Raw genomic sequence first — 21,343 nt, forward strand, 5'->3', positions numbered from 1 at the left:
TTTGAAAATGTTTTTTAAGAGCGTTTACGTTTGATTTGGCTAAGTTTTTGTCGCTGCGTCGCTCGGAAGGCCTGCTCCGCCTGTTGTTGCTGTTGTTGCTCTGTTTCAGATAAAACCTGAGTTAAACGACTCAAGCGGATATCAGGTTGGGCGACCACGGTTTCTAGCAAGGTTTGGTAGAGGTTGGTTAAGCGGGTGATGGCGATCGCGTCGAATCGAGCCATTTTGTATTCAAAAAAGCCTTCTAGCCCAGTCGCGGTTTCGGTGAGATCGAGCTTCAGGTCATGCCGCACCACACCAATTTCCAGGTCAGACAGGGTTAACTGCAATCCGGGCAGCTCAAAGGCGGGCATTGGCGTATTTTGCAGCACAAACCAAGTTTGGAAGAGCGGAGATTGTCCAAGTTGGCGATCGACTTGGAGTTCTGTCACTAGTCGTTCAAAGGGCAAGTCTTGATGGGCATAAGCGCCTAGTGCCGTTTCTCGCACCCGTAGCACCAGTTCTCGGAACGTCGGATCACCCGACAGATCGGTTCGCAGCACCAGCGTATTCACAAAGAAGCCGATCAAGCCCTCGATTTCCCGGTGATTACGGTTGGCGATCGGAGAACCCACAGATATATCCGTTTGTTGAGTGGCGTAGTGGAGCAAGGCATTAAACCCAGCCAACAGCGTCATAAATAGAGTGGCATCGATCTCCTGACTCAGCATTTTGAGCGCTGTGGTCACGCTAACTGTGAGTGTGAGGGGATGTCGTGCCCCTTGGGAAGTGGCTGGTGCTTCTGGCGAGGAATTGGCGATCGCAAACTTCAGCGGGGGTGGAATCTCCTTAAACTGGGCTTTCCAGTAAGCAAGCTGTGATTCCAGCGCCTCTCCTTGCAACCACTGACGCTGCCAAACTGCGAAGTCTGCATATTGAATTGGGAGTTCTACTAGACTTGGAGCTTGTTCTTGGACAAAAGCCGTATACAGATCAGCCAGTTCTTGCAGGAAAACACCGATTGACCAAGCATCGGAAATGATGTGATGCAGGCTCAGCAGCAGAGTATGGTCATCATTATTTAGGCGCAGGAGCGTGAATCGGAAGAGTGGTGCTTGGGTGAGGTCAAAGCGTTGCTGAGTTGCCTTCTGGAGGTACTGGTTGAGATCAGCGTTATCCTGTTGGCGCAAATCTACCACAGGCAGATTCACCTGAAGCGTTGGCAAGATTACCTGAATCGGCTGTCCCTCCTCAACGACAAACTGTGTCCGTAACACCTCATGCCGCTGGACGAGTGCATTCAGACTTTGCTCTAGCGCTACCGTATCAAGCTGTCCTTTGAGCTGAATTGCGCCTGCACAGTTATAGGACAAGTCATCGGGGTTTAGTTGATGTAAGAACCAGAGCCGCTGTTGAGCAAAAGAGAGAGGTAAGTTGTCTCGCTTAGCTAATCTTTGTAGAGGCGGAACTGCCGTGGTTGTACTGCTGGCTTGTTCTACCTGAGCGCTAAATTCTGCAATCGTGGGGTAAGCAAACATTTGCCGCAGGGAGATATCAATCCCCAAAGTCTCCCGAACCCGCGAGATTACCTGAGTCGCCAGCAGGGAATGTCCCCCCAATTCAAAGAAATTGTCGTGAATGCCGATGCTCTCCAGCTTCAAGAGTTCCGACCAAATGCTGGCAAGCTGTTTTTCAATGGCGGTTTGAGGTAGGGCAATTTGGCGCGATCGCACTACTGACTCTTCCGTGGGGTTAGGGAGCTGTTTGCGATCAACCTTGCCATTAGGCGTTAGCGGAATTGATTCTAAAAGCACAAAGGCACTAGGAATCATGTATTCCGGTAGTCTTGCCTTCAGCCAATTCCGGAGTTGAGAGATTAGGTCTAGTGCTGCGACGGTGTGAGGAACGACATAGGCAACCAATTGATCACCACTGCCAGCCAGCTCATCACGCACGATCACCACTTGTTCCCGCACGTCAGGATACTGATTGAGAGCCGCTTCAATTTCACCCAGTTCAATCCGGAAGCCACGCAGCTTCACCTGATGATCAATCCGCCCTAAGTACTCAATCGCGCCATCAGGAAGGAATCGCGCCAGATCTCCGCTTCTGTATAGGAGCGAGGAGTGGGAAGTGTTCGCTGAAAGCGTTCCCGCAGGGTGGGGCGAGGGGACTTGTAAATCGCTTAATGGGTTAGCAATGAATCGTTCGCTTGTGAGTTCTGGACGGTTGAGATAGCCACGAGCCACACCTGCACCACCCACATACATTTCACCAGGCACGCCGATCGGTACAGGTTGCTGATATTGATTTAGGATATACACCTGGAGGTCTGGAATGGGCTTGCCGATCACACTCTTGTTGGTGTCAGGAGCAGCCATTGAGACAGAATGATAGGTCACATGCACGGTCGTTTCCGTAATGCCGTACATGTTGACTAGCTGCGGTATTTGGTCGCCATGCCGCTCAAACCAGGGCTGCAAGCTGGGATAAGACAACGCTTCTCCACCAAAAATTACCAAGCGGAGATTGAGCGCTTCAGATATCCCTAAAGACGCTTCTGCCTGGATCAACTGACGGAATGCTGAAGGTGTTTGGTTGAGCACCGTCACCTGTTCTTTGCACAGCAGCTGATAAAAGGCTTCAGGCGATCGCGTGTTCCAGTAAGACACCACAACTAACCGCCCACCATAGAGCAAGGCTCCCCAGATTTCCCAAACTGAGAAGTCGAAGGCGTAGGAGTGAAAGAGCGTCCACACATCCTGCTCGTTGAAGTGATACCAGGGCTGTGTGGCTGTAAAGAGACGAACCACATGGCGATGGTTGACCAAAACACCTTTTGGTTTACCCGTCGAGCCAGAGGTGTAAATGACATAGGCGAGATGATCGGCAGTCACTCCGCTCACCAGGTTGTCGAGGTTCTGCTGACTGATCAGGGCGGCATCGCGATCGCAGCAAACGACCGTGGTTCCTGGCACAGATAACTGTTGCTCATGACTTGCCATTGTTATCAGCACAGGCACTTGAGCATCATTGAGCATGAAGGCTAAGCGCTCTGGCGGGTAAGAGGGATCTAACGGCACATAAGCTCCCCCCGCTTTAAGGATTGCCAGAATGCCAATGATCATCTCCAGCGATCGCTCTAAACAAATCCCGACTAAAACTTCGGGAGCGACACCGAGAGACTGCAAATAGTGGGCCAGGTGGTTAGCACGTTGGTTAAGTTCGCGGTAGGTGAGAGATTGGTCTTCGTAGGTGACGGCGATCTCATTCGGGGTTCGGGCAACCTGGGCTTCAAACAGCGCTACCAGCGTCGAACTTGACTCTACAGCAAACTCTTGTTCGGTCTGATTCCAGGCAGTGATTTGTTGCCACTCTGATGAAGTTAAAAGACAGAATTCTGAGAGATGGCGATCGGGATGCGCGACAATCTGCTCCAATAAGTGCTGGAAGTGTCCTGCTAGACGCTCGATAGTGGCCGACTCAAACAGATCGGTGTTGTAATCGATCGCTCCCACTAAGCCTTGTTCAGTTTCTGAGAGAGCAAAGAACAAATCCAACGTTGCTGTTTGGGTGTCAATCTCCTCTAGCGGTGTTACGGTTAAACCAGGGAGAGCCAAGGGCGGTGTCGGGGCATTTTGCAAGACAAACTTAACCTGGAACAGCGGAGATCGCCCCGAAGTCCGATCGGGGTTGAGGTTTTCCACCAAGGTATTGAAAGGGAGATCTTGATGGGCATAAGCGTCTACTGTCACTTGACGCACCCGTGCCAACAGTTGCCGAAAGGTGGGATTTCCAGAGAGATCGGTTCGCAGCACCAATTGATTCACAAATAGCCCAATCAGCCGTTCGGTTTCGGTGCGATTGCGGTTGGCGACATCTGTGCCCACGACCACATCCTCTTGCCCGCTATAGTAGTGCAGTAGCAGGTTAAAAGCGGTGAGGAGCGTCATAAACAATGTCGCGCTTTCTTGCTGGCTCAGGACTTTGAGCGATCGCGTCAGGGAAGCCGAAAGTTGTACCGGAAGCTTTGCACCGTTAAAAGTCTGGGAGGCTGGGCGTGACTTGTCTGTGGGCAGATTCAGAATTGGCAAATCCTGTAGCTGCTGCTGCCAGTAAGTGAGTTGAGTCTTAGCCGCCTCACTGGTTTGCCACTGCCGTTGCCACACAGCCACATCACCATATTGAATCGGCAATTCGGGCAGAGACGCGGGCAGTTGACGGTTAAACGCCTGATAGAAAGCGGCTAATTCCTCAATGAAGACACCCCGTGACCAACCATCGGCAATCAGGTGATGCAGCACGACCAAAAGCACATGCTGAGTTGGATTAATTGTCAGCAAAACCGCCCGCAGCAAGGGGCCATGAGCTAAGTCAAACGGACGCTGGGATTCTTGGAGCAAAAAGGATGCGATCGCCGATTCTGGGGATTGATCAGGCGTTGGGAAATCGCAGATCTCCCTCAATACCAGTTCGCAATCTAACATGGGATGAATGACCTGAATCGGCTGCCCCTCTTGCGTGGTGAAGGTGGTTCGCAGACTTTCGTGGCGCTGCATGATGGCGCTGAAACTTTGCTGGAGGGCGATCGCATTCAGTGCGCCTTCTAAGCGCACCGCAAAGGGCATGTTGTAGAGACAACTATTAGGCTCTAGCTGTTCAAAAAACCAAATCCGTTCCTGGTCAAACGATAAGGGTAGTGAATTCCCAGATTGCCGACGAGGAATGGTGAGAGCCTGAGATGACTGCTCTTTTTGTTGTTTTAATCGCTGCTCAAATAGCTTTCGCTGTTCTGGAGAGAGAGCCGCAATCCGTTTAGCCAGGTCGTTCATCGTTTCAGCGCCAATTTGCTAACAATTTCAATCCCTCTTGTAGGGGCGAAGCATTCGGTAGAAGCATGCCAGATTCTCCGAAAAATTATTACCGAATGCTTCGCCCTTACGTTTGTAATGTGTGCTCAAAAGAAACTCAAAGCGGAATATTGCCGCCTCAACCCATTAGCGAGAGGTTTCTAATTGGGATTGAAGCTGTTCGGGAGTGAGGTTTTCGATATCCGCCAAGAGTTGCGCGATCGCCTCCAAATCCTCATCTTGCGGTTGCTGGGACTCAATCCATTGCGCCAATTCCGCGATCGTCGAAGCCTCGCTCAACAACACTCGCAGGGGCAATTCGACCTGGAATAAATCTCGCAATCGAGAGACCGCCTGCACAGCTAAGAGAGAATGTCCGCCCAGCTCAAAGAAATTGTCATGAATGCCAATGAGTTCCACCCCCAAGAGGTCTTGCCAGATATCAGCAATCTGCTGTTCTACGGCATGACGAGGAGCAACATAGGTCGTGTGAGGGAGAAGATGATCGCGCGATCGCCCTTCTGATGCGGAGGAGACAAACTGATCGATTGAGGGAGATTTTTGTTGCAACACTGCTTGCTGATGCTGCTCCAACACCGCTTGGAGATCTTGGGTGGAGACAATCACCTGGGGCAAACCATTTTGAAGAATCCGTTTGAAGACCTCAACGCCTTCCTCAGTGGTTAATCCTTGCTGTAAGCTATCTGCTCGCTGTTGCCGTAATGCCTCTGGAACCGCTGTATTCACAGCCATTCCCACCTGTTGCCAGATATCCCAATTGATCGCGATCGCTTTGGAACCATATTTGGCAGTCCAATAGGGAGCGAACGCATCTAAGAAAGCATTGGCAGCACAGTAATCCGTCTGTCCGAATTCCCCAATGATGCTACTGAGAGAAGAACAGAGGCAGAGGAAATCGAGTGGGATATCCTGCAACACCTCCTCCAAAACCAGCGTACCTTGCACTTTGGGCGCGAGGACAGCGGCTGCGGCTTCAAATGTTTTGAGCTGAGCAATGCCACCTCCGGCGATTCCTGCGGCATGAATGACTCCGTTCAGCTTGCCAAATCGTTTGAGCGTTTGAGCGATCGCATCTCTCATTTGCTCTCGATTCGTCACATCCGCCGCAACGACCAAAACTTCTGCACCCAAGGCTTCTAGGTTTTGTAAAGTTTGGGATTCTGCCTGTCCAGAGCGACTCACCAAAACCAGTTTTGCCTGCACCAATTCAGCCAGATAACAAGCGAGAGACAAACCAATGCCGCCCAATCCGCCAGTAATCAGATAGACCCCACCAGGTTGTAATTGAATTTGCGGTTCTGATGAAGACTCCAAGCATAAAGATTGCAAAGATTGCACCCAACGATGACGACCTCGATAAGCAATTTGCTGGAAGGCGTGATCTGAGGTAACGGAGAGCAGTTCTGATACGAGTTGTGCCCCCCTAGCCCCCCTTTCTGGTATGCCCGCTAGGGCTATATTTTGGGGGGAACAAGAAGTGTTGCTTGTATGTGAGTCAATATCGATATGGCAGCAAGTCAGGTTAGGCTGTTCTCTAGGCAGTACTCGGCAAAATCCTAAACTAGTGGCTGCGGCTGGATCAAGCGCTTCCTGCCCTGTAATGTCATACAAATCTTGCGTGAGTAAGGTCAGATGAATCCGATCGTTGGAATTCTGTTGAGCCAGGTACAGCAGACTATAGAATCCCAAAGCTTGCTTCTCTTCAGGCGATCGCTTTTCTTCTAGATTCCAGCAATGAACGATCGCCGTTGGCTGCTGAGGGATTGCCTGAAATAGCGTTTGATAGTCTTCTGGAGCTTGGGGATTAATGCTGTAGGTGCGATCATCTTGCTGGATGAAGCGATCGCCAATCATGACGCTGGTCACTGTATGCCCCGCTTGTTCTAGCTGAGTGGCAAGATCAGACCCAACACCGGATGAATCGGCAAAAATCAGATACCGCTGGGCAGTGGCGATCGCAGGTGCTACTAAGGGAGCTTGTTGCCAAGAAGGAACGTAGAACCAGTCGCTCACCTTTGGCTTTTTACCTAATGTAGGTGTGGGGGACGCTGGAGTAGAATTTACCTGCTTGCTGGGAGGATCGATCCAATAACGTTGACGCTCAAACGGATAAGTGGGCAATGGTAAACGTCGCCGTTGCTCGTCGGCATAGAACCCCGACCAGTCAATTTCCACCCCTGCTAACCACAGCCGCCCCAAGATATTGAGCAAGAAAGAGACATCTGATTCGGTATCCTTTTGAGCATCCTTAGGGTGACGCAAAGAGGTGAGGATAACCTGACCACTGGCCTGAGATTGATGCTGACGAATCAGGGTGCTGAGCGTCCGACCAGGGCCGACTTCTAGCAAAATGCAGTTGGGCTCTTGCAGCAGTTGGCTCACGCCTACCGAAAAGCGTACCGTTTGCCGCAAATGCTGGACCCAATAATCAGGACTGGTTGCTTCTGCTGCGGTCATCCAGGTGCCTGTCAGGTTCGACAATAACCGTCGGGTGGGAGGTTGTAACTTTACCTGGCTCACTGCGACCCGGAAGGATGCCAGAATCGGTTCCATCATGGCCGAGTGGAACGCGTGGGAGGTATGCAACAGACGGCATTCTATGTTTTTGGCAGTCAGGCGATCGCGCAACTCTTCAATTGCAGCCGTAGCACCTGACACCACACAGAGATTCAGGGCATTGATAGCTGCTAAGGAGAGATCATCATTCAGCCAGGGTTTGATCTGTGCTTCGGATAGTGAAACTGCCAGCATCGAACCCGTGGGTAGGGATTGCATTAGCTGACCCCGTTTTGCCACTAGTTTGAGCGCATCCTCAAACGAGAACACACCTGCCAAACAAGCGGCCACATATTCGCCCACGCTATGCCCAGTCAAGGCTTGCGGCTGCACTCCCCATGACATCCAAAGTTGAGCCAGGGCATATTCCACTAAGAACAGTGCAGGTTGAGCGATCGCGGTCTGTTGCAGTTGTTCAGGCTCAGCATTAGGTGCATAGAGGAGATCTCGCAGATCCAATCCCAACATGGGTTTTAACAGCTCAGAACCGCGATCGATCCACTCTCGAAAAACAGATTCGCTTTGATAGAGATCCCGTCCCATGCCGACATACTGCGCTCCCTGTCCGGGAAACAAGAAGTTGATGGAGCGGCTTTGCGGCGCTTCTACATGGGTGAGGATCTGTTTGGGATTTTGCGATCGCAAGATTTGCATGGCTTCAGCGTTGTTATTCCGACAAACCACCATGCGCCGATGATTAAATCGCTGCCGCCCCACTTGTAGGGTATAGGCAACATCTGCCAAATTCTGATTGGGATGCTGGGCTAAATGATCGCTCAAACGAGTTGTTGCCGCCTCTAAAGCAGACTCAGTTTTGGCAGACAACAGCAGCAGTTGCCAGGGACGAGAACTACCGGATGATGGGATTTTTGGTGCTTCTTCTAGTACTGCGTGAGCATTCGTGCCACCAATCCCAAAAGAACTCACGCCTGCCCGTCTTGGAGAAGGGGTTTGCCAATCTGTGAGTTGAGTATTCACATAGAATGGGCTGTTGGCAAAATCAATTTGTGGGTTCGGTTGCTCAAAATGCAAGCTGGGCGGAATTTGTTGGTGATGGAGAGCCAACGTCGTTTTGATCAGACTGGTCACACCCGCCGCCGCATCTAAATGTCCGATATTGGTTTTGACCGAACCGATCGCACAGAACTGTTTTTTCTGAGTTTGGCTCCGGAAGGCTTGCGTCAGCGCACTAATTTCAATCGGATCGCCTAATGCGGTGCCCGTACCATGCGTTTCAATGTAGCTAATTGTCTCCGGTTCAATCTCGGCTACGGCTAGGGCTTCCGCGATCGCCTCAGCTTGTCCTTCCACGCTAGGAGCCGTATACCCCACTTTCACCGCACCATCATTGTTGATTGCAGTGCCTTTAATCACGGCATAGATCATGTCTCGATCGGCGATCGCATCTTCCAATCGTTTCAGCACCACGACACCAACCCCATTTCCTGCCACGGTTCCCGCTGCTTGGGCATCAAAGGCCCGACAGTGACCATCGGGTGAAAGAATCCCTCCTGTTTGGTGTAGATATCCGGTGCCATGAGGCACAGAAACCGTCACGCCACCTGCCAAAGCCATGTCGCACTGGTAGCTGAGCAAACTCTGACAAGCAAGGTTAGTCGCGACCAGAGAGGTAGAGCAAGCGGTTTGGATATCAAGGCTCGGCCCCTTCAAGTTGAGCTTGTAAGAAACCCGCGTGGTGAGATGATCCTTTTCATTCCCGATCACGGTTTGATAGCCGTAGGTTTGATCTAACAGATGTGGATGTCCCGCTAGATTAAAGACCAAATAGCTATCCCAACCGACACCTGCATAGACGCCAATCCGTCCGTCATAACGTTGGGGATCATATCCAGCGTGTTCTAATCCTTCCCAGGCACATTCCAAAAACAAGCGCTGTTGGGGGTCTAAGGTCTCCGCTTCCCGTGGGCTGTAGCCAAAGAAGGTGGCATCAAATTGATCAATGCCCTCTAAAACAGCGCCCGCTTTCACATAGTTGGGATGCTGTAAAAGATCGGGATCAACTCCCGCAGCCAACAATTCTTCATCACTAAACCAGGCGATCGCTTCGACGCCGTTTTGCAAGTTGTGCCAGAATTCTTGGATGTTTTTTGCACCCGGAAACCGACCCGTCATGCCGATAATGGCGATTCCATCTAGTGAGTTGGTCGTCATGAGTTTGGTTCTCTACGATGAATGAAGGTTAGAGGCGTAGGGAGAAGTTAGCGTCTTGTCGGTTTGCTAGCCCGTCGGTCTTGTAAGGCGGCTTTGCGACGTTGTGCTCGATCGTAAACAGGTTGCAAATCGGTGGGAGCGTCGTGCTGAGTGAGATACTGCGCCAGCGATCGCACGGTCGGATATTTGAACAAATCAATCACAGCGATGTCTCGCTTCAGGCTCGATTGCAGCGCCTGTTGCACCTGAATCACCAAGAGAGAATGTCCGCCCAGTTCAAAAAAGTTGTCATCAATTCCCACCTGTTCTACGGCCAAAGCGGTTTGCCAAACTCCTGCGATCGCTTGCTCTAGCTCATTTTGCGGTGCCACATAGTTGATCTGAAGGGTAGGGCGATCGCCTTCTGGAACTGGGAGCGATCGACGATCTACCTTACCGCTGGGAGTGAGCGGGAGCGCATCCAACAGGACATAAGCAGAGGGCACCATATAGTCAGGGAGCCGCTGTTTTAGAAAATCACGCAGTTCTTGTGGGGCCTGAGGGTGACTGTGAACCGGAACCACATAAGCCACCAAACGAACTTGACCCGGTTGCTCTTCTCGCGCCACCGCAATGGCTTCTTGCACATTCGGATGTTGAGCGAATGCCGCTTCAATTTCTCCCAATTCAATCCGAAAACCTCGAATTTTGACCTGATGATCAATCCGTCCCAAGAACTCTAAATGCCCATCGGGTCTGTAACGAACGCGATCGCCAGTTTTGTAGAGGAGTGAGGAGTGAGGAGTGTTCGCTGAAAGCGTTCCCGGGGCGTGGAGTGAGGGGAAAGGGAGATCTTTGAATGGGTTGGGGATAAATCGCTCGTTGGTGAGATCGGGGCGGTTGAGGTAACCTCTTGCCACACCTGCTCCACCGATATACAGTTCACCGGGAACACCAATCGGGACGGGTTGCTGATGGGCATCTAGCACATAAAGCTGCATGTTAGGGAGCGATCGCCCGATAGGAACCTCCTGATCACAGGGTATAGCCCGTGATCCAGCAATATCACAATAGGTCGCTGTCACCGTGGTTTCTGTTGGCCCGTAGCCGTTGACTAAGCGAATTTGAGGGTTGGTGTGTTGTTGCCACAAGCGTAGTGACTCCAGCAGTGCCTTTTCGCCTCCAATGATCACGAGTCGCAGCGATTCGGGTAGCGTCAGGTTTGACGTAGAGAGAACTTGAACCAGTTGATGCCAAAAGGCAGTTGGCAAGTTTAAAACGGTAATGGATTGGTCGAAACAATACTGCAAGAAGCTAGCCATAGACTCGATCATCGAACCTGTTCGCAAGACCAGCGTTCCCCCTGCTGTCAACGTTGGAAAAATCTCTTCTACCGCCACATCAAAGCTAATCGAGGCAAATTGCAGGACGCGATCGCCCAGTTCAATTTCGTAAATCTGAAGGGCACTGGCAATAAAGTGATTTAGCGATCGCCGCTCGATCATGACTCCCTTGGGTTTGCCTGTGGAGCCAGAGGTGTAGATGATATACGCTAAATCTTCTTCCGTCGCGGTACAAGTTGGGTTGCCGGCAGGTTGCTGCTCAATCTCCGTCTCACTGGTGTTGAGGTTGATGCGGTGAACAGCAGAGACATCTGGTAAGGATAAGTCTGAGTGAGTCAGCAGTAACGTCACCTGTGCATCCTCCAGCATGAACGCGAGACGTTCTTTGGGATACGCGGGGTCAAGGGGCACATAGGCACCACCCGCTTTGAGAACTGCCAGGATGCTGATGATGAGATCGGGCGATCGCTCTAAACAAACTCCTACAAATGTGCCTTTTGTTACTCCTAAGCTTTGCAAATAGTGAGTAAGCTGATTAACACGCTCATTCAGTTCTCTGTAAGTTAAGGATGTCTCTGCACCAACCAACGCTGGCATATCCGGAGTGGCGATCGCCTGTTGCTCAAATCGTTCCTGGAACGGTAGTTCTGGAAGCTCCTGAGCTGTTGCATTCCAATCCACCAAAAGCTGTTGACGCTCGGCAGATGGCAAGATAGGGAGCGTCGCGATCGATTGATCGGGTGCTTGCAGAATACCTGTAAGGAGCGTTTGGAAATGCTCCACAAATCGGGCGATCGCCGCTTGGTCAAACAAATCGGTGCTGTACTCCACCCAGCCCATCAGTGTGCCCTGACACTCTTCTAGCTCCAGGCTGAGGTCAAACTGAGAAGTTCCAGTATCGACATCTAGCGATCGCAGCGATAGCCCAGCAAATTCCAAACTGGAGGTTGGTATGTTTTGGAGGGAAAACCAAGTTTGGAAGAGAGGATTACGGCTGATATCACGATCGGGATGCAATTGTTGAACGAGTTGATCGAAGGGTAAATCTTGATGCAAGTAAGCATCCAACGCCACCCGTCGCACTCGTCTCAGCAGTTCTTGAAAACTAGGACTGCCGCTTAAATCTGTCCGCAACACAATGGTATTGACGAAACATCCCATCAAATCTTCAAGGACTGGCTGATTGCGATTAGCACTGGGAGAACCCACCAGCAAATCCGTCTGACCACTGTAGCGGTAAAGCAACACCTTAAAAGCGCTCAACAGCGTCATAAACAGGGTTACGCCTTCCCGCTGGCTCAATGCTTTGAGTCCAACTGTCTGCTCTGGAGAGAGAGCGAAGGCAAATTTAGCACCTCGGAAACTGGGCACCGCCGGACGCGGATAGGTCGTGGGCAGTTGCAACACAGTTAATCCCCCCAATTGCTGCTGCCAGTAAGCCTGATGGGGTTGAAAGGCTCCAGCTTGCCACTGTTGCTGCTGCCATAGGGCGAAGTCTACATACTGAATCGGCAGTTCTGGCAGTGCTCGGGTTTGCTCCAATTGCAAAGCCTGATAACAGGCGGCTAATTCTTGAATCAACACCCGCGTCATCGACCAACCATCGGCGATCGTATGATGGAAGGTGAGGAGTAACACATGCTGAGTATCACTCAAGCGCAGCAACTGGGCGCGCCAGAGGGGATATTGCGCTAAATCAAAAGGTTTACAGGCTTCAGATTGCAGCAGCGATCGCAGTTCTGTTCCTGAATCATGTTCTGGATCATGTATTGATGTGCAATCCAAAATAGAAAGCTGGACATTTAGATCAGCCTCAATCACTTGAGCAGGCTGTCCATTCTGCGATCCAAAGCGAGTTCGAAGGATATCATGCCGTTGCGCGATCGCCTGCAAGCTTTGGTCCAACACCGGAACAGACAAAGCACCTGTGAACTGAATTGCCACTGGTAGATTGTAGAACGGGCTATCGGGTTCTAGTTGCGACAAAAACCAGAGGCGTTGTTGTGCAAAGGATAAGGGATATGTGTCAGCAGTAGCAGTTTCCTGAGGAAACGCTTCGCGAACATGCTTGGAAATCCCTGGATGCGATCGCACTATACCCGCTTCTAGCTGAGACAGAATCCGCTGCATGAGTTCTGTCAAGCTGACATCATCCAAGAAATCAACGGCGGAAATCGTCACCTCCAGATTGATCTCTAGATCATTCTTCAGCATCACGGCCATGATCGAGTCAATCCCTAGCGTATTCAAAGGTTGCTCAGGATTGATCTGCTCAGGACGCACCCCCACCACAGCCGCCACTTGCCGCTGGAGTTCAGCTTGCAAAACAGTTTGACGCTCAGCAGGGGCGATCGCCAATAAATCAGCACGAGTTAGTTCACTGCCTGCACTGGCATCCTGAGTGACATCAACAACGCTACTCCCTGCAACCGCTAAACTTCCTGCCAAAAAGTCAGCCCGACAAGCCCGACGCTGAATTTTGCCGCTGGTGGTCTTGGGGATATGTCCCGGTTTCAGCAGAACGACCGCATATACCTGCACTTCAAACGCTTGGGCGATCGCTGCTCGAATGGCTCCTGCCACTTCTTCAATATCAGGCTGCTGGCGGAATTCGAGTTCCTGCACCACCACAAGCCGTTCTTCTTGATTCACTTCCACCGTAAAAGCAGCACCAGCACCCGCTCTGAGGGCAGGATGGCTAAGCTCGGCAACACGCTCAATATCTTGAGGATAAAGGTTACGACCCCGAATGATGATCAGGTCTTTAACCCGTCCCGTAATGAACAGTTCGCCCTCTTGTAAGAAACCGAGATCCCCAGTTCTCAGGAAGGGGCCTGCACCAGTATCCGCCAGGTAAGCGCCAAAGGTTGCCTGTGTCTCTTCGGGTCGATTCCAGTAGCCCTGACCGACGCTGGGGCCTGTCACCCAGACTTCTCCCACTTGACCAGCGGCACAGGATGTCAGGTTTTGGGGATGGGCGATCGCCACTATTTGATCAGGGATAATTTGACCACAACCTACCAGCAAGCGTGTATCTTCTGTTGCGGATGCTGCCTCAATCACCTGATCTTGTTCTAAGGCGATCGCTTGCACACTTTTAATCGGCGGCGCAACATTGAGTGAACCACCCGATACCATCAATGTTGCCTCTGCCATGCCATAGCAAGGATAGAAAGCTTCTGGGCGAAATCCGCATTCAGCAAAGGTTTCAGCAAAGGCTCTTAGCGTTTCACCCCGAATAGGTTCGGCACCATTAAAGGCAACTTTCCAATTGCTTAAATCTAAAGTCTGTCGCTGTTCTGGCGTAATCTTCTGTGCGCAGAGATCATAAGCAAAATTCGGGCCACCACTCGTGGTGGCTTTGTAGCGGGCGATCGCCTGGAGCCAACGGTATGGACGCTGTAAGAAGGTGGCGGGCGGCATCAGCACACAAGGGAAGCCACCATAGAGCGGTTGTAAGATTCCCCCAATTAAGCCCATATCGTGATAAGCAGGCAACCAGGAGACAAACACACTCTCAGGAGAATGCCCCATATATTGATAGGTCGTGGCGGCATTGTGGAGCAAGTTGCCGTGGCTGACCATCACACCTTTGGGCGTGCCTGTGGAACCGGAGGTGTATTGCAAGAAAGCTAGCGTATCCCTGGTTAGCGTCGGTTCTCGCCAATCATTCGCTAAATCATCAGGCAACTGATCAGTGGTCAACCATTGGAATGTAGCCCCCCTAGCCCCCCTTTCTGGTATGCCCGCTAGGGCTATATGCTGGGGGGAATTAGATTCGCTAGGTTCAAAGTCCCCCAGCATTGGGGGATTTAGGGGGCTTGCAGAATTGGCAAGCGTGGTGGAATGGTCACTCAATAAAGACTGAATCTTACCAACCAAACTGGATGTGGTGAGGGCGATCGCGGCCTCGGCATCCTGCACCATGCTGAGGATTCTGGGTGTATTGCGGGCATTGCGGGGGGGATATGCTGGAACTGCTACGACACCTGCATAAAGACAGCCAAAAAATGCCGTCAGATAATCTAACCCCGGTGGATAGAGGAGTAATGCCCGCTCTCCTTGCAGGTTCAGCGATTGGAGTTGAGCCGCGATCGCCCGACTGCGCCGATCAAACTCTGCATAGGTGAGCCAGTCTGACTCAGTTTCGCCATCCGCCAAGAATATATATGCTCGTTGGTTTGCTTGATGGGATGCCCGCTCACGGAGCAATTCCACCATCGTGGCATAACCAATTGCAAATTCCACATTTTGCTGAGTCACACTTTACCTTCCTTGTAGATGCGTCAGGCGGAAAACTGAAGAATGATCGGAGTCATGACTCCTCTGGCTGATTGAATCTCTGAGTGGCGATCGCGATCCCGTTGCTCGGTGCAAGATCTCAGCCGAGGAGATGAGTCAATAAAGCCGCTAAAAATTCTGTTGAATTGCTAGTTGTCTTGCTACGTGACGCTTCTAGCGTTTTCGCTAATCATGATGTAATCGCTGCATTAAACCGTTATTTAGAATTCAAAGGTAAAAACAAATTTCGTGTAAATGACATTAGTTCTCAATTAATATAGGTTCAACTTTAACCCTTGGCAACCCCTAGAAGAAAATCATTGTCAATTAGAGGCAGGCTTCACCTAGCTATTTATCCAATTTGCTCAACTGGGAAGCCGCTTTGCATCTATTCCAAGCCTTGAGCATGGCTAGGATTTATCATTTGCTCAAATTCCTAGACACAATTTTGTTGAGAACTATTCCAAGTGTAGTAAGATGCCATTCAGGCTTACACTGATCTCTAATTGAGAATTAGTCTAGTCAAGATTACGGAGGCCCAACGAACCCATCGTTGATTGGTCTCTTCAAAAATGCTGCTGATTTATCAGCCAGTTGCAGTTAACGTGCTTTCATCGATACGTGAGGAGATATGACCAGTAGACCGCAGTTCCTGAGCTACAGCCTTGGCTTACTTGGGGTGGTGCCCGCTCTGATTGCTAGCCCTGCTTTGGCACAGAGCAGCCAAATTACAAACGTTCAACTAAATCCCAAGGATGGCGGCATAGAACTCGTCTTGGAGACAAGCAATGGTGCTGCGGTTCGGGCTTTGAGCAGTAGTTCTGGCAATACGCTCATCACTGATCTGTCAAATACGCAACTGCGCTTAGCCAACCAAGAGTCTTTTCGTCAAACCAACCCAGCAGCGGGTATTGCAGAAATTACCGTCACCTCACTCACTGCAAATAGTGTGCGGGTCACCATAGTCGGGGAATCGGTTGCCCCCACCAGTGCGCTGACTCGGCAGGGAAACACAGTATTCTTAAACGTCAATTCTACTGACGCGATCGCTACAGAAACTCCTGCTGACACTACAGAAACTCCTGCTGAACCAGAAGCTACTGAGTCAGAGGATGTTACATCAGAGACTGAAACAACCAGTGAATCTGAGGTTGCTGATGACGCAGACACTAGTGCAGATAGTGCAGACAATGGTGCAGAGGGTGAAACTGATGCAATTCGGATCGTCGCGACCGATGACGAAGAAGAAGGTTACACAGTCAGACGCGCCACCTCTGCCACCAGAACAGAAACCCCGCTGCGAGATACCCCTCGTTCGGTTCAGGTGGTGCCAGAGCAAGTTGTAGAAGATCAGCGCACGATTCGCATTGGTGATGCCCTCCGGAACGTCGCAGGTGTGGCTCAAGATGATAGTTTTGGGGGTACGCGCGATCGCTTTACGATTCGAGGTTTTTCTCAAGATACATTCTTGCGGAATGGCTTCCGACAAAATCAACGCAGCTTGCGAGAAACCATCAACATCGAGCGGATTGAGGTTTTACGAGGCCCCGCTTCCGTTCTATATGGACAGCTAGAACCTGGTGGAGTTGTCAACTTAGTCACCGAGCAACCCTTATTTGATCCTGCCTATAGCGCAGAATTATCGGTTGGCAGTTTTGGGTTGTTCCGTCCCAGTGTGGACTTAACAGGCCCAGTCAACGATGATGGCTCGGTGCGCTATCGCGTCAATGCTGTGTTTGAAGGCGGCGGCAACTTCCGCGATTTTGATCAAGACACCGAGCGCTTCTTTGTCGCTCCAGTTTTGGCTTGGGATATTGGCGATCGCACCTCTGTAGTATTCGAAGCTGATTACCTCCGCGATCAGCGTCCGTTTGACCGAGGTATTGTGGCGATTGGCGAAGGCATTGCCGATATCCCTTACGATCGCGTGTTGGGTCATCCGGATGATGAAGGTGAAGTTGAGGAATTTTCGGTTGGCTACCAGCTAGAACATGAACTCAACGATAACTGGAAAGTCCGCAACGGCTTACGGTTCACCAAGGCTGACACCTTTGACTACCGGACTGACTCCTGGTTTATCCAAGATAACGGTCAACTCGATCGCCGCTTCTTGTCTAACGACGACGAGTCAGACACCTTAGACTTTCAGACCAACATCACCGGGAAGTTTTCGACGGGTGCGATCGATCACACCCTCTTGGCTGGGGTAGATTTTGGTCGGACATCGCGAGAAGGGACACAGAAATCTTTACCGGGTGATCCTGACTTCCCCATTGATATCTACAACCCTGTCTTAGGCGATCGCCCTGACATATCCGAACTCACTGAGCCAGTTCGTGACGATCGCAGTCGGATCAATACCGTGGGGCTTTATCTACAGGATCAGATTGATCTGACTGATAATCTCATTCTGCTGGCAGGGGGACGGATCGACTTCTTTGATCAATCCACAACTAACAATCTCTCAGCTCGAGAGTTTGAGCAGGATGATAACGCCTTCAGCCCTCAAGTTGGTTTGGTTTACCAGCCGATTGAACCCATTTCCATCTATGGCAGCTACAGCCGCTCCTTTGTACCCTCTCGATCCATCCGTGCTGACGGTTCTCCCCTAGAACCCGAACGTGGTACCCAGTATGAAGTTGGGGTGCGGGGTGAATTTCTTGACGGTCGGTTAGTCACCAACTTAGCGGCCTTTGAACTGACGAAAACTAACATTGCTACCCGCGACCCGAACAACAGACGCTTTAGTCTTCCTGTCGGTGAAGTTCGTAGCCGAGGAATTGAACTGGATGTCACCGGAGAACTCGCTCCCGGTTGGAATGTCATTGCCTCCTATGCCAACATTGATGCCGAAATCACCAAAGATAACTCGTTGACCGTCGGTAATCGGCTGACCAACGTTCCTCGTAATAGCGGCAGCTTGTGGTCTACCTACGAGATCCAAAGCGGCAACTTGCAAGGTTTCGGCTTTGGCGCAGGCTTGTTCTTTGCCGACGATCGCGCAGGTGACTTAGATGCCACCTTTGAACTACCTGGCTATGTTCGCACCGATGCTGTGGTCTTCTACCGCCGCGACAACTGGCGAGCTGCTATTAACGTCAAGAACCTGTTTGATATCGATTACGTCGAGAACAGTGAAGGATTCCGCGAGTATGTAAACCCCGGCGATCCCCTCACGATCATTGGTTCTTTGTCTGTATCGTTCTAAGGACACCTAACCCCCAGCCCCTGCTGACCTAACCCCCAACCCCTTCCCTACTAGGGAAGGGGAGTCAGAAATTTCAAAGCCCCTCGCCACTTCGGAGAGAGGTTTGGGGAGAGGTCGCATTTGACAAATATCCTCTAAAGTATGTCATGAACATTCTCAGAGTGGTTCGACAACTCAAGTTTCAGGTTGCCAGAAACATTGGAGAGATCTGGCGATCGCTATTATCGTCCCTGATGCGAGGGTATCGCGATCGCTGGCTGCGCTTGAGTGTGCTGCTTTTGCTCACCTTAATGACAACAGTTGCCTGTGGTCGAGATGTCGTTTCTGACTCTAGCTCTCAACCGCCGTTAACTGCTCCTACGGCTGCAACTGCCGAGACGCGATCGGTTCAACATGCAATGGGTACTGCTCAAGTTCCTGCTGCTCCCCAGCGAGTGGTGTCTTTGAGTTGGTTAGATACTGTGCTCTCCCTGGGTGTACAACCGATTGGTAGCAACCAGGTAAATGACTCTTATCTCCAAGAGCGGGCGGCTGAGATTACCAATGTGGGGCGGTCGGGTTCTCCAAGCCTAGAAAAGATTTTGGCGCTCAAGCCTGATCTCATTTTAGGGTGGCAGACAGACCACAAAGCCATCTATCCACAATTGTCCCGCATTGCCCCTACAGTTATCGATGGCGGTCAGGGTAGCGGCAGTTGGAAGGAGACAGTGCAACTCTATGCCCAGGCACTTGGCAAAACGGCTGAAGCTGAGCAACTAATGGCAAAGTACAAGGCTCGTCTAGAGGAGTTTAAACAACGGATAGGTGCGGGCGATCCACAGCAAGATCGCCTCAAACAAACTCAGGTTTCAGTAGTGCGGGTTTATCCAGACGGCATTAGTCTTTATTTAAAGGACTCCTTCTGTGGCACGATTTTGGCCGATGCAGGTTTATCTCGTCCGTCGTCTCAGAATTTGAGTGCCTCCGAAGCAAAAGCTCTGGGTGGCAATCCGGTGCAGTTATCGATTAGTCGAGAGCTATTAAGTCAGGCAGATGGAGATGTCTTGTTTGTCTGGACAGCCGAGAATGATGCCAAAACGACCCAGGATGCTCAAAAGCAATTGGAGCAACTCAAGTCTGATCCCCTGTGGGCCAACCTGAAAGCCGTGAAACAAAATCGCGTTTATCAAGTGCCAAAGTACTGGATTGGCAGTGGCCCGATCGCCGCTAATTTGGTGATTGATGACTTGTTTAAATATTTGGTCAATGAGGCTTAGGCATGTCTGAGCATACCTTATTCATTTGCAAAGGCTGTGGCCCCGATCGCAAAAGCGGTGCTCCTCATCTCCTAGATCAAGTGTTGGCATCTGATGCAGTTCAACCATCTGGGTTACAGATTGAAGCCACAAGCTGTCTGTGGACTTGCGATCGCCCCTGCTCTGCCTCGTTGATCTGTCCGGGCAAGTATAGCTATCACTTTACCGATTTGTCACCGGATCAAGCCAGCGATCTATTGACCTTTGCGGCTCAGTATCAAGGCAGTGATGATGGCTATGTCAAACCACCCAAAATGCCAGAATCGTTGCTACCCAAACTGCTAGTTCGTATCCCTTCCCCTCCGGCTGCTTGAATGGAATCCAGTCAACCCACCAGCTTACGGAAGTTCCTCATTCTCTGGAGTGGGCAGATTGCGTCTGTACTGGGCACGGAGATGACCAACTTTGCGATCACCCTCTGGGCCTGGGAACTCACAGGCCAGGCAACTCCTTTAGCCTTGATTTTCTTCTTTACCCGCACCCCCAAAGTGATTGCAGCCTCCTTTGCTGGGGTGCTTGTCGATCGCTGGAATCGCAAGCAATTGATGATGATTGGCGATGGCATGGCAGGGATCTCTACCGTGATGCTGCTCGGCTTGCTGCTCACCAACCAACTCGCGATTTGGCATTTGTATGTTGCAGGAGCCGTGAATGGTCTGTTTGGTTACTTTCAAGACCTGGCCTATTCGACTTCGATGTCGCAAATTGTGCCCAAGCAGCACTACGCCAGAGCCACCGCGATGGATTCTTATCTCACCTACTCTGGCTCCGCAATTCTGGCTCCCGCGATCGCAGGCATTCTCTATCCTTTAATCAAGCTTCCAGGTATTCTCCTGATTGATCTCGTCACGTTCCTGATAGCGGTCAGCATTGTTTGGTTGACTACCATTCCGCAACCCCAGATCGAAGCCAAACCATTCTCTAAAGCTCAACTTTGGGAAGAATTCACCTTTGGTTTTCGCTATATTTTCCGCCATCCCAGCTTATTAGCGATCCTCCTGTTTTTACTCAATTCCAATCTCCTGACCAATGCAGCCTGGGCAATTCAACCTGTGATGATTTTGGCTCGCAGTCAAGACAATGCCACCGCACTTGCTAGCGTTCAAGCCGCGATCGGAATCGGAGGTGTGGTCGGGGGTGTCCTCCTGAGTGTCTGGGGTGGCCCGAAACGCCGTATTCATGGCTTACTCTTAGGCCAAACTTTCGGTGAACTCAGCAGTGTAATGTTGGGATTGTCGAAATCTTTACCGCTTTGGATGGGCACAGGATTCCTTGCCGCTGTCTTTTCTCCCTTCATCGGTAGCTCGAATCAAGCGATTTGGCTCTCCAAGGTCGATCCGGCAGTTCAAGGAAAGGTGTTTGCTTCTCGTTATCTGATTGCTCAATTGGCGGCACCCTTGGGATTGGCGATCGCTGGCCCTCTTGCCGATAAAGTTTTTGAACCCGCTATGCAACCCGGAGGCGTTCTCGCACCTCTATTCAGCAGTATCTTCGGCACAGGAAACGGTGCAGGCATGGCCCTACAATTCACCTTGTTCTCCATTTTGGGTGTGCTAGTAGGTGTGGGCGGATATGCTTTTCGTACTCTACGAGATGTAGAAACGCTGGTACCTGATTATGACATTAAGACCTAACCCCCAGCCCCTTCCCTGCTTAGCT

At 51.1% G+C, this 21,343-nt stretch carries 7 protein-coding genes; 4 read left to right on the top strand and 3 right to left on the bottom strand.

The window, feature by feature from the left end:
* Positions 1 to 14 precede the first annotated feature (14 nt).
* The 3 genes from KME12_20915 to KME12_20925 form a co-directional block, all read right to left on the bottom strand.
* The gene (locus tag KME12_20915) at positions 15 to 4,811 is read right to left on the bottom strand and encodes an amino acid adenylation domain-containing protein (protein MBW4490249.1); all 4,797 of its coding nucleotides are present in this window, start codon (positions 4,809 to 4,811) and stop codon (positions 15 to 17) included.
* Between the two features lie 165 nt (positions 4,812 to 4,976).
* The gene (locus KME12_20920) at positions 4,977 to 9,578 is read right to left on the bottom strand and encodes an SDR family NAD(P)-dependent oxidoreductase (GenBank protein ID MBW4490250.1); all 4,602 of its coding nucleotides are present in this window, start codon (positions 9,576 to 9,578) and stop codon (positions 4,977 to 4,979) included.
* Between the two features lie 47 nt (positions 9,579 to 9,625).
* The gene (locus tag KME12_20925) at positions 9,626 to 15,163 is read right to left on the bottom strand and encodes an amino acid adenylation domain-containing protein (GenBank protein ID MBW4490251.1); all 5,538 of its coding nucleotides are present in this window, start codon (positions 15,161 to 15,163) and stop codon (positions 9,626 to 9,628) included.
* 649 nt (positions 15,164 to 15,812) lie between these two features.
* Here KME12_20925 and KME12_20930 point away from each other — a divergent pair.
* The 4 genes from KME12_20930 (at position 15,813) to KME12_20945 (ending at position 21,318) form a co-directional block, all read left to right on the top strand.
* The gene (locus KME12_20930; GenBank protein MBW4490252.1) at positions 15,813 to 18,389 is read left to right on the top strand and encodes a TonB-dependent receptor; all 2,577 of its coding nucleotides are present in this window, start codon (positions 15,813 to 15,815) and stop codon (positions 18,387 to 18,389) included.
* Between the two features lie 146 nt (positions 18,390 to 18,535).
* Positions 18,536 to 19,645: an iron-siderophore ABC transporter substrate-binding protein gene (locus KME12_20935; GenBank protein ID MBW4490253.1), complete on the top strand. Its 1,110-nt coding sequence runs from the start codon at positions 18,536 to 18,538 to the stop codon at positions 19,643 to 19,645.
* 2 nt (positions 19,646 to 19,647) lie between these two features.
* Positions 19,648 to 19,998, top strand: coding sequence for a DUF1636 domain-containing protein (locus KME12_20940; protein ID MBW4490254.1), 351 nt, complete (start codon positions 19,648 to 19,650; stop codon positions 19,996 to 19,998).
* Entirely contained in the window at positions 19,999 to 21,318 is a 1,320-nt protein-coding gene (locus KME12_20945; GenBank protein MBW4490255.1) for an MFS transporter, read from the top strand.
* The last annotated feature ends 25 nt before the right edge of the window (positions 21,319 to 21,343 follow it).

It is taken from the genome of Trichocoleus desertorum ATA4-8-CV12, assembly GCA_019358975.1.
In the GTDB taxonomy this organism is placed as follows: domain Bacteria; phylum Cyanobacteriota; class Cyanobacteriia; order FACHB-46; family FACHB-46; genus Trichocoleus; species Trichocoleus desertorum_A.

What these genes read in the sequence shown, in the direction of transcription:
- KME12_20930 (MBW4490252.1), top strand. Translation starts at nt 15,813, where the DNA reads ATGACCAGTAGACCGCAGTTCCTGAGCTACAGCCTTGGCTTACTTGGG.
- KME12_20945 (MBW4490255.1), top strand. Translation starts at nt 19,999, where the DNA reads ATGGAATCCAGTCAACCCACCAGCTTACGGAAGTTCCTCATTCTCTGG.
- KME12_20920 (MBW4490250.1), bottom strand. Translation starts at nt 9,578, where the DNA reads ATGACGACCAACTCACTAGATGGAATCGCCATTATCGGCATGACGGGT.
- KME12_20915 (MBW4490249.1), bottom strand. Translation starts at nt 4,811, where the DNA reads ATGAACGACCTGGCTAAACGGATTGCGGCTCTCTCTCCAGAACAGCGA.
- KME12_20940 (MBW4490254.1), top strand. Translation starts at nt 19,648, where the DNA reads ATGTCTGAGCATACCTTATTCATTTGCAAAGGCTGTGGCCCCGATCGC.
- KME12_20935 (MBW4490253.1), top strand. Translation starts at nt 18,536, where the DNA reads ATGAACATTCTCAGAGTGGTTCGACAACTCAAGTTTCAGGTTGCCAGA.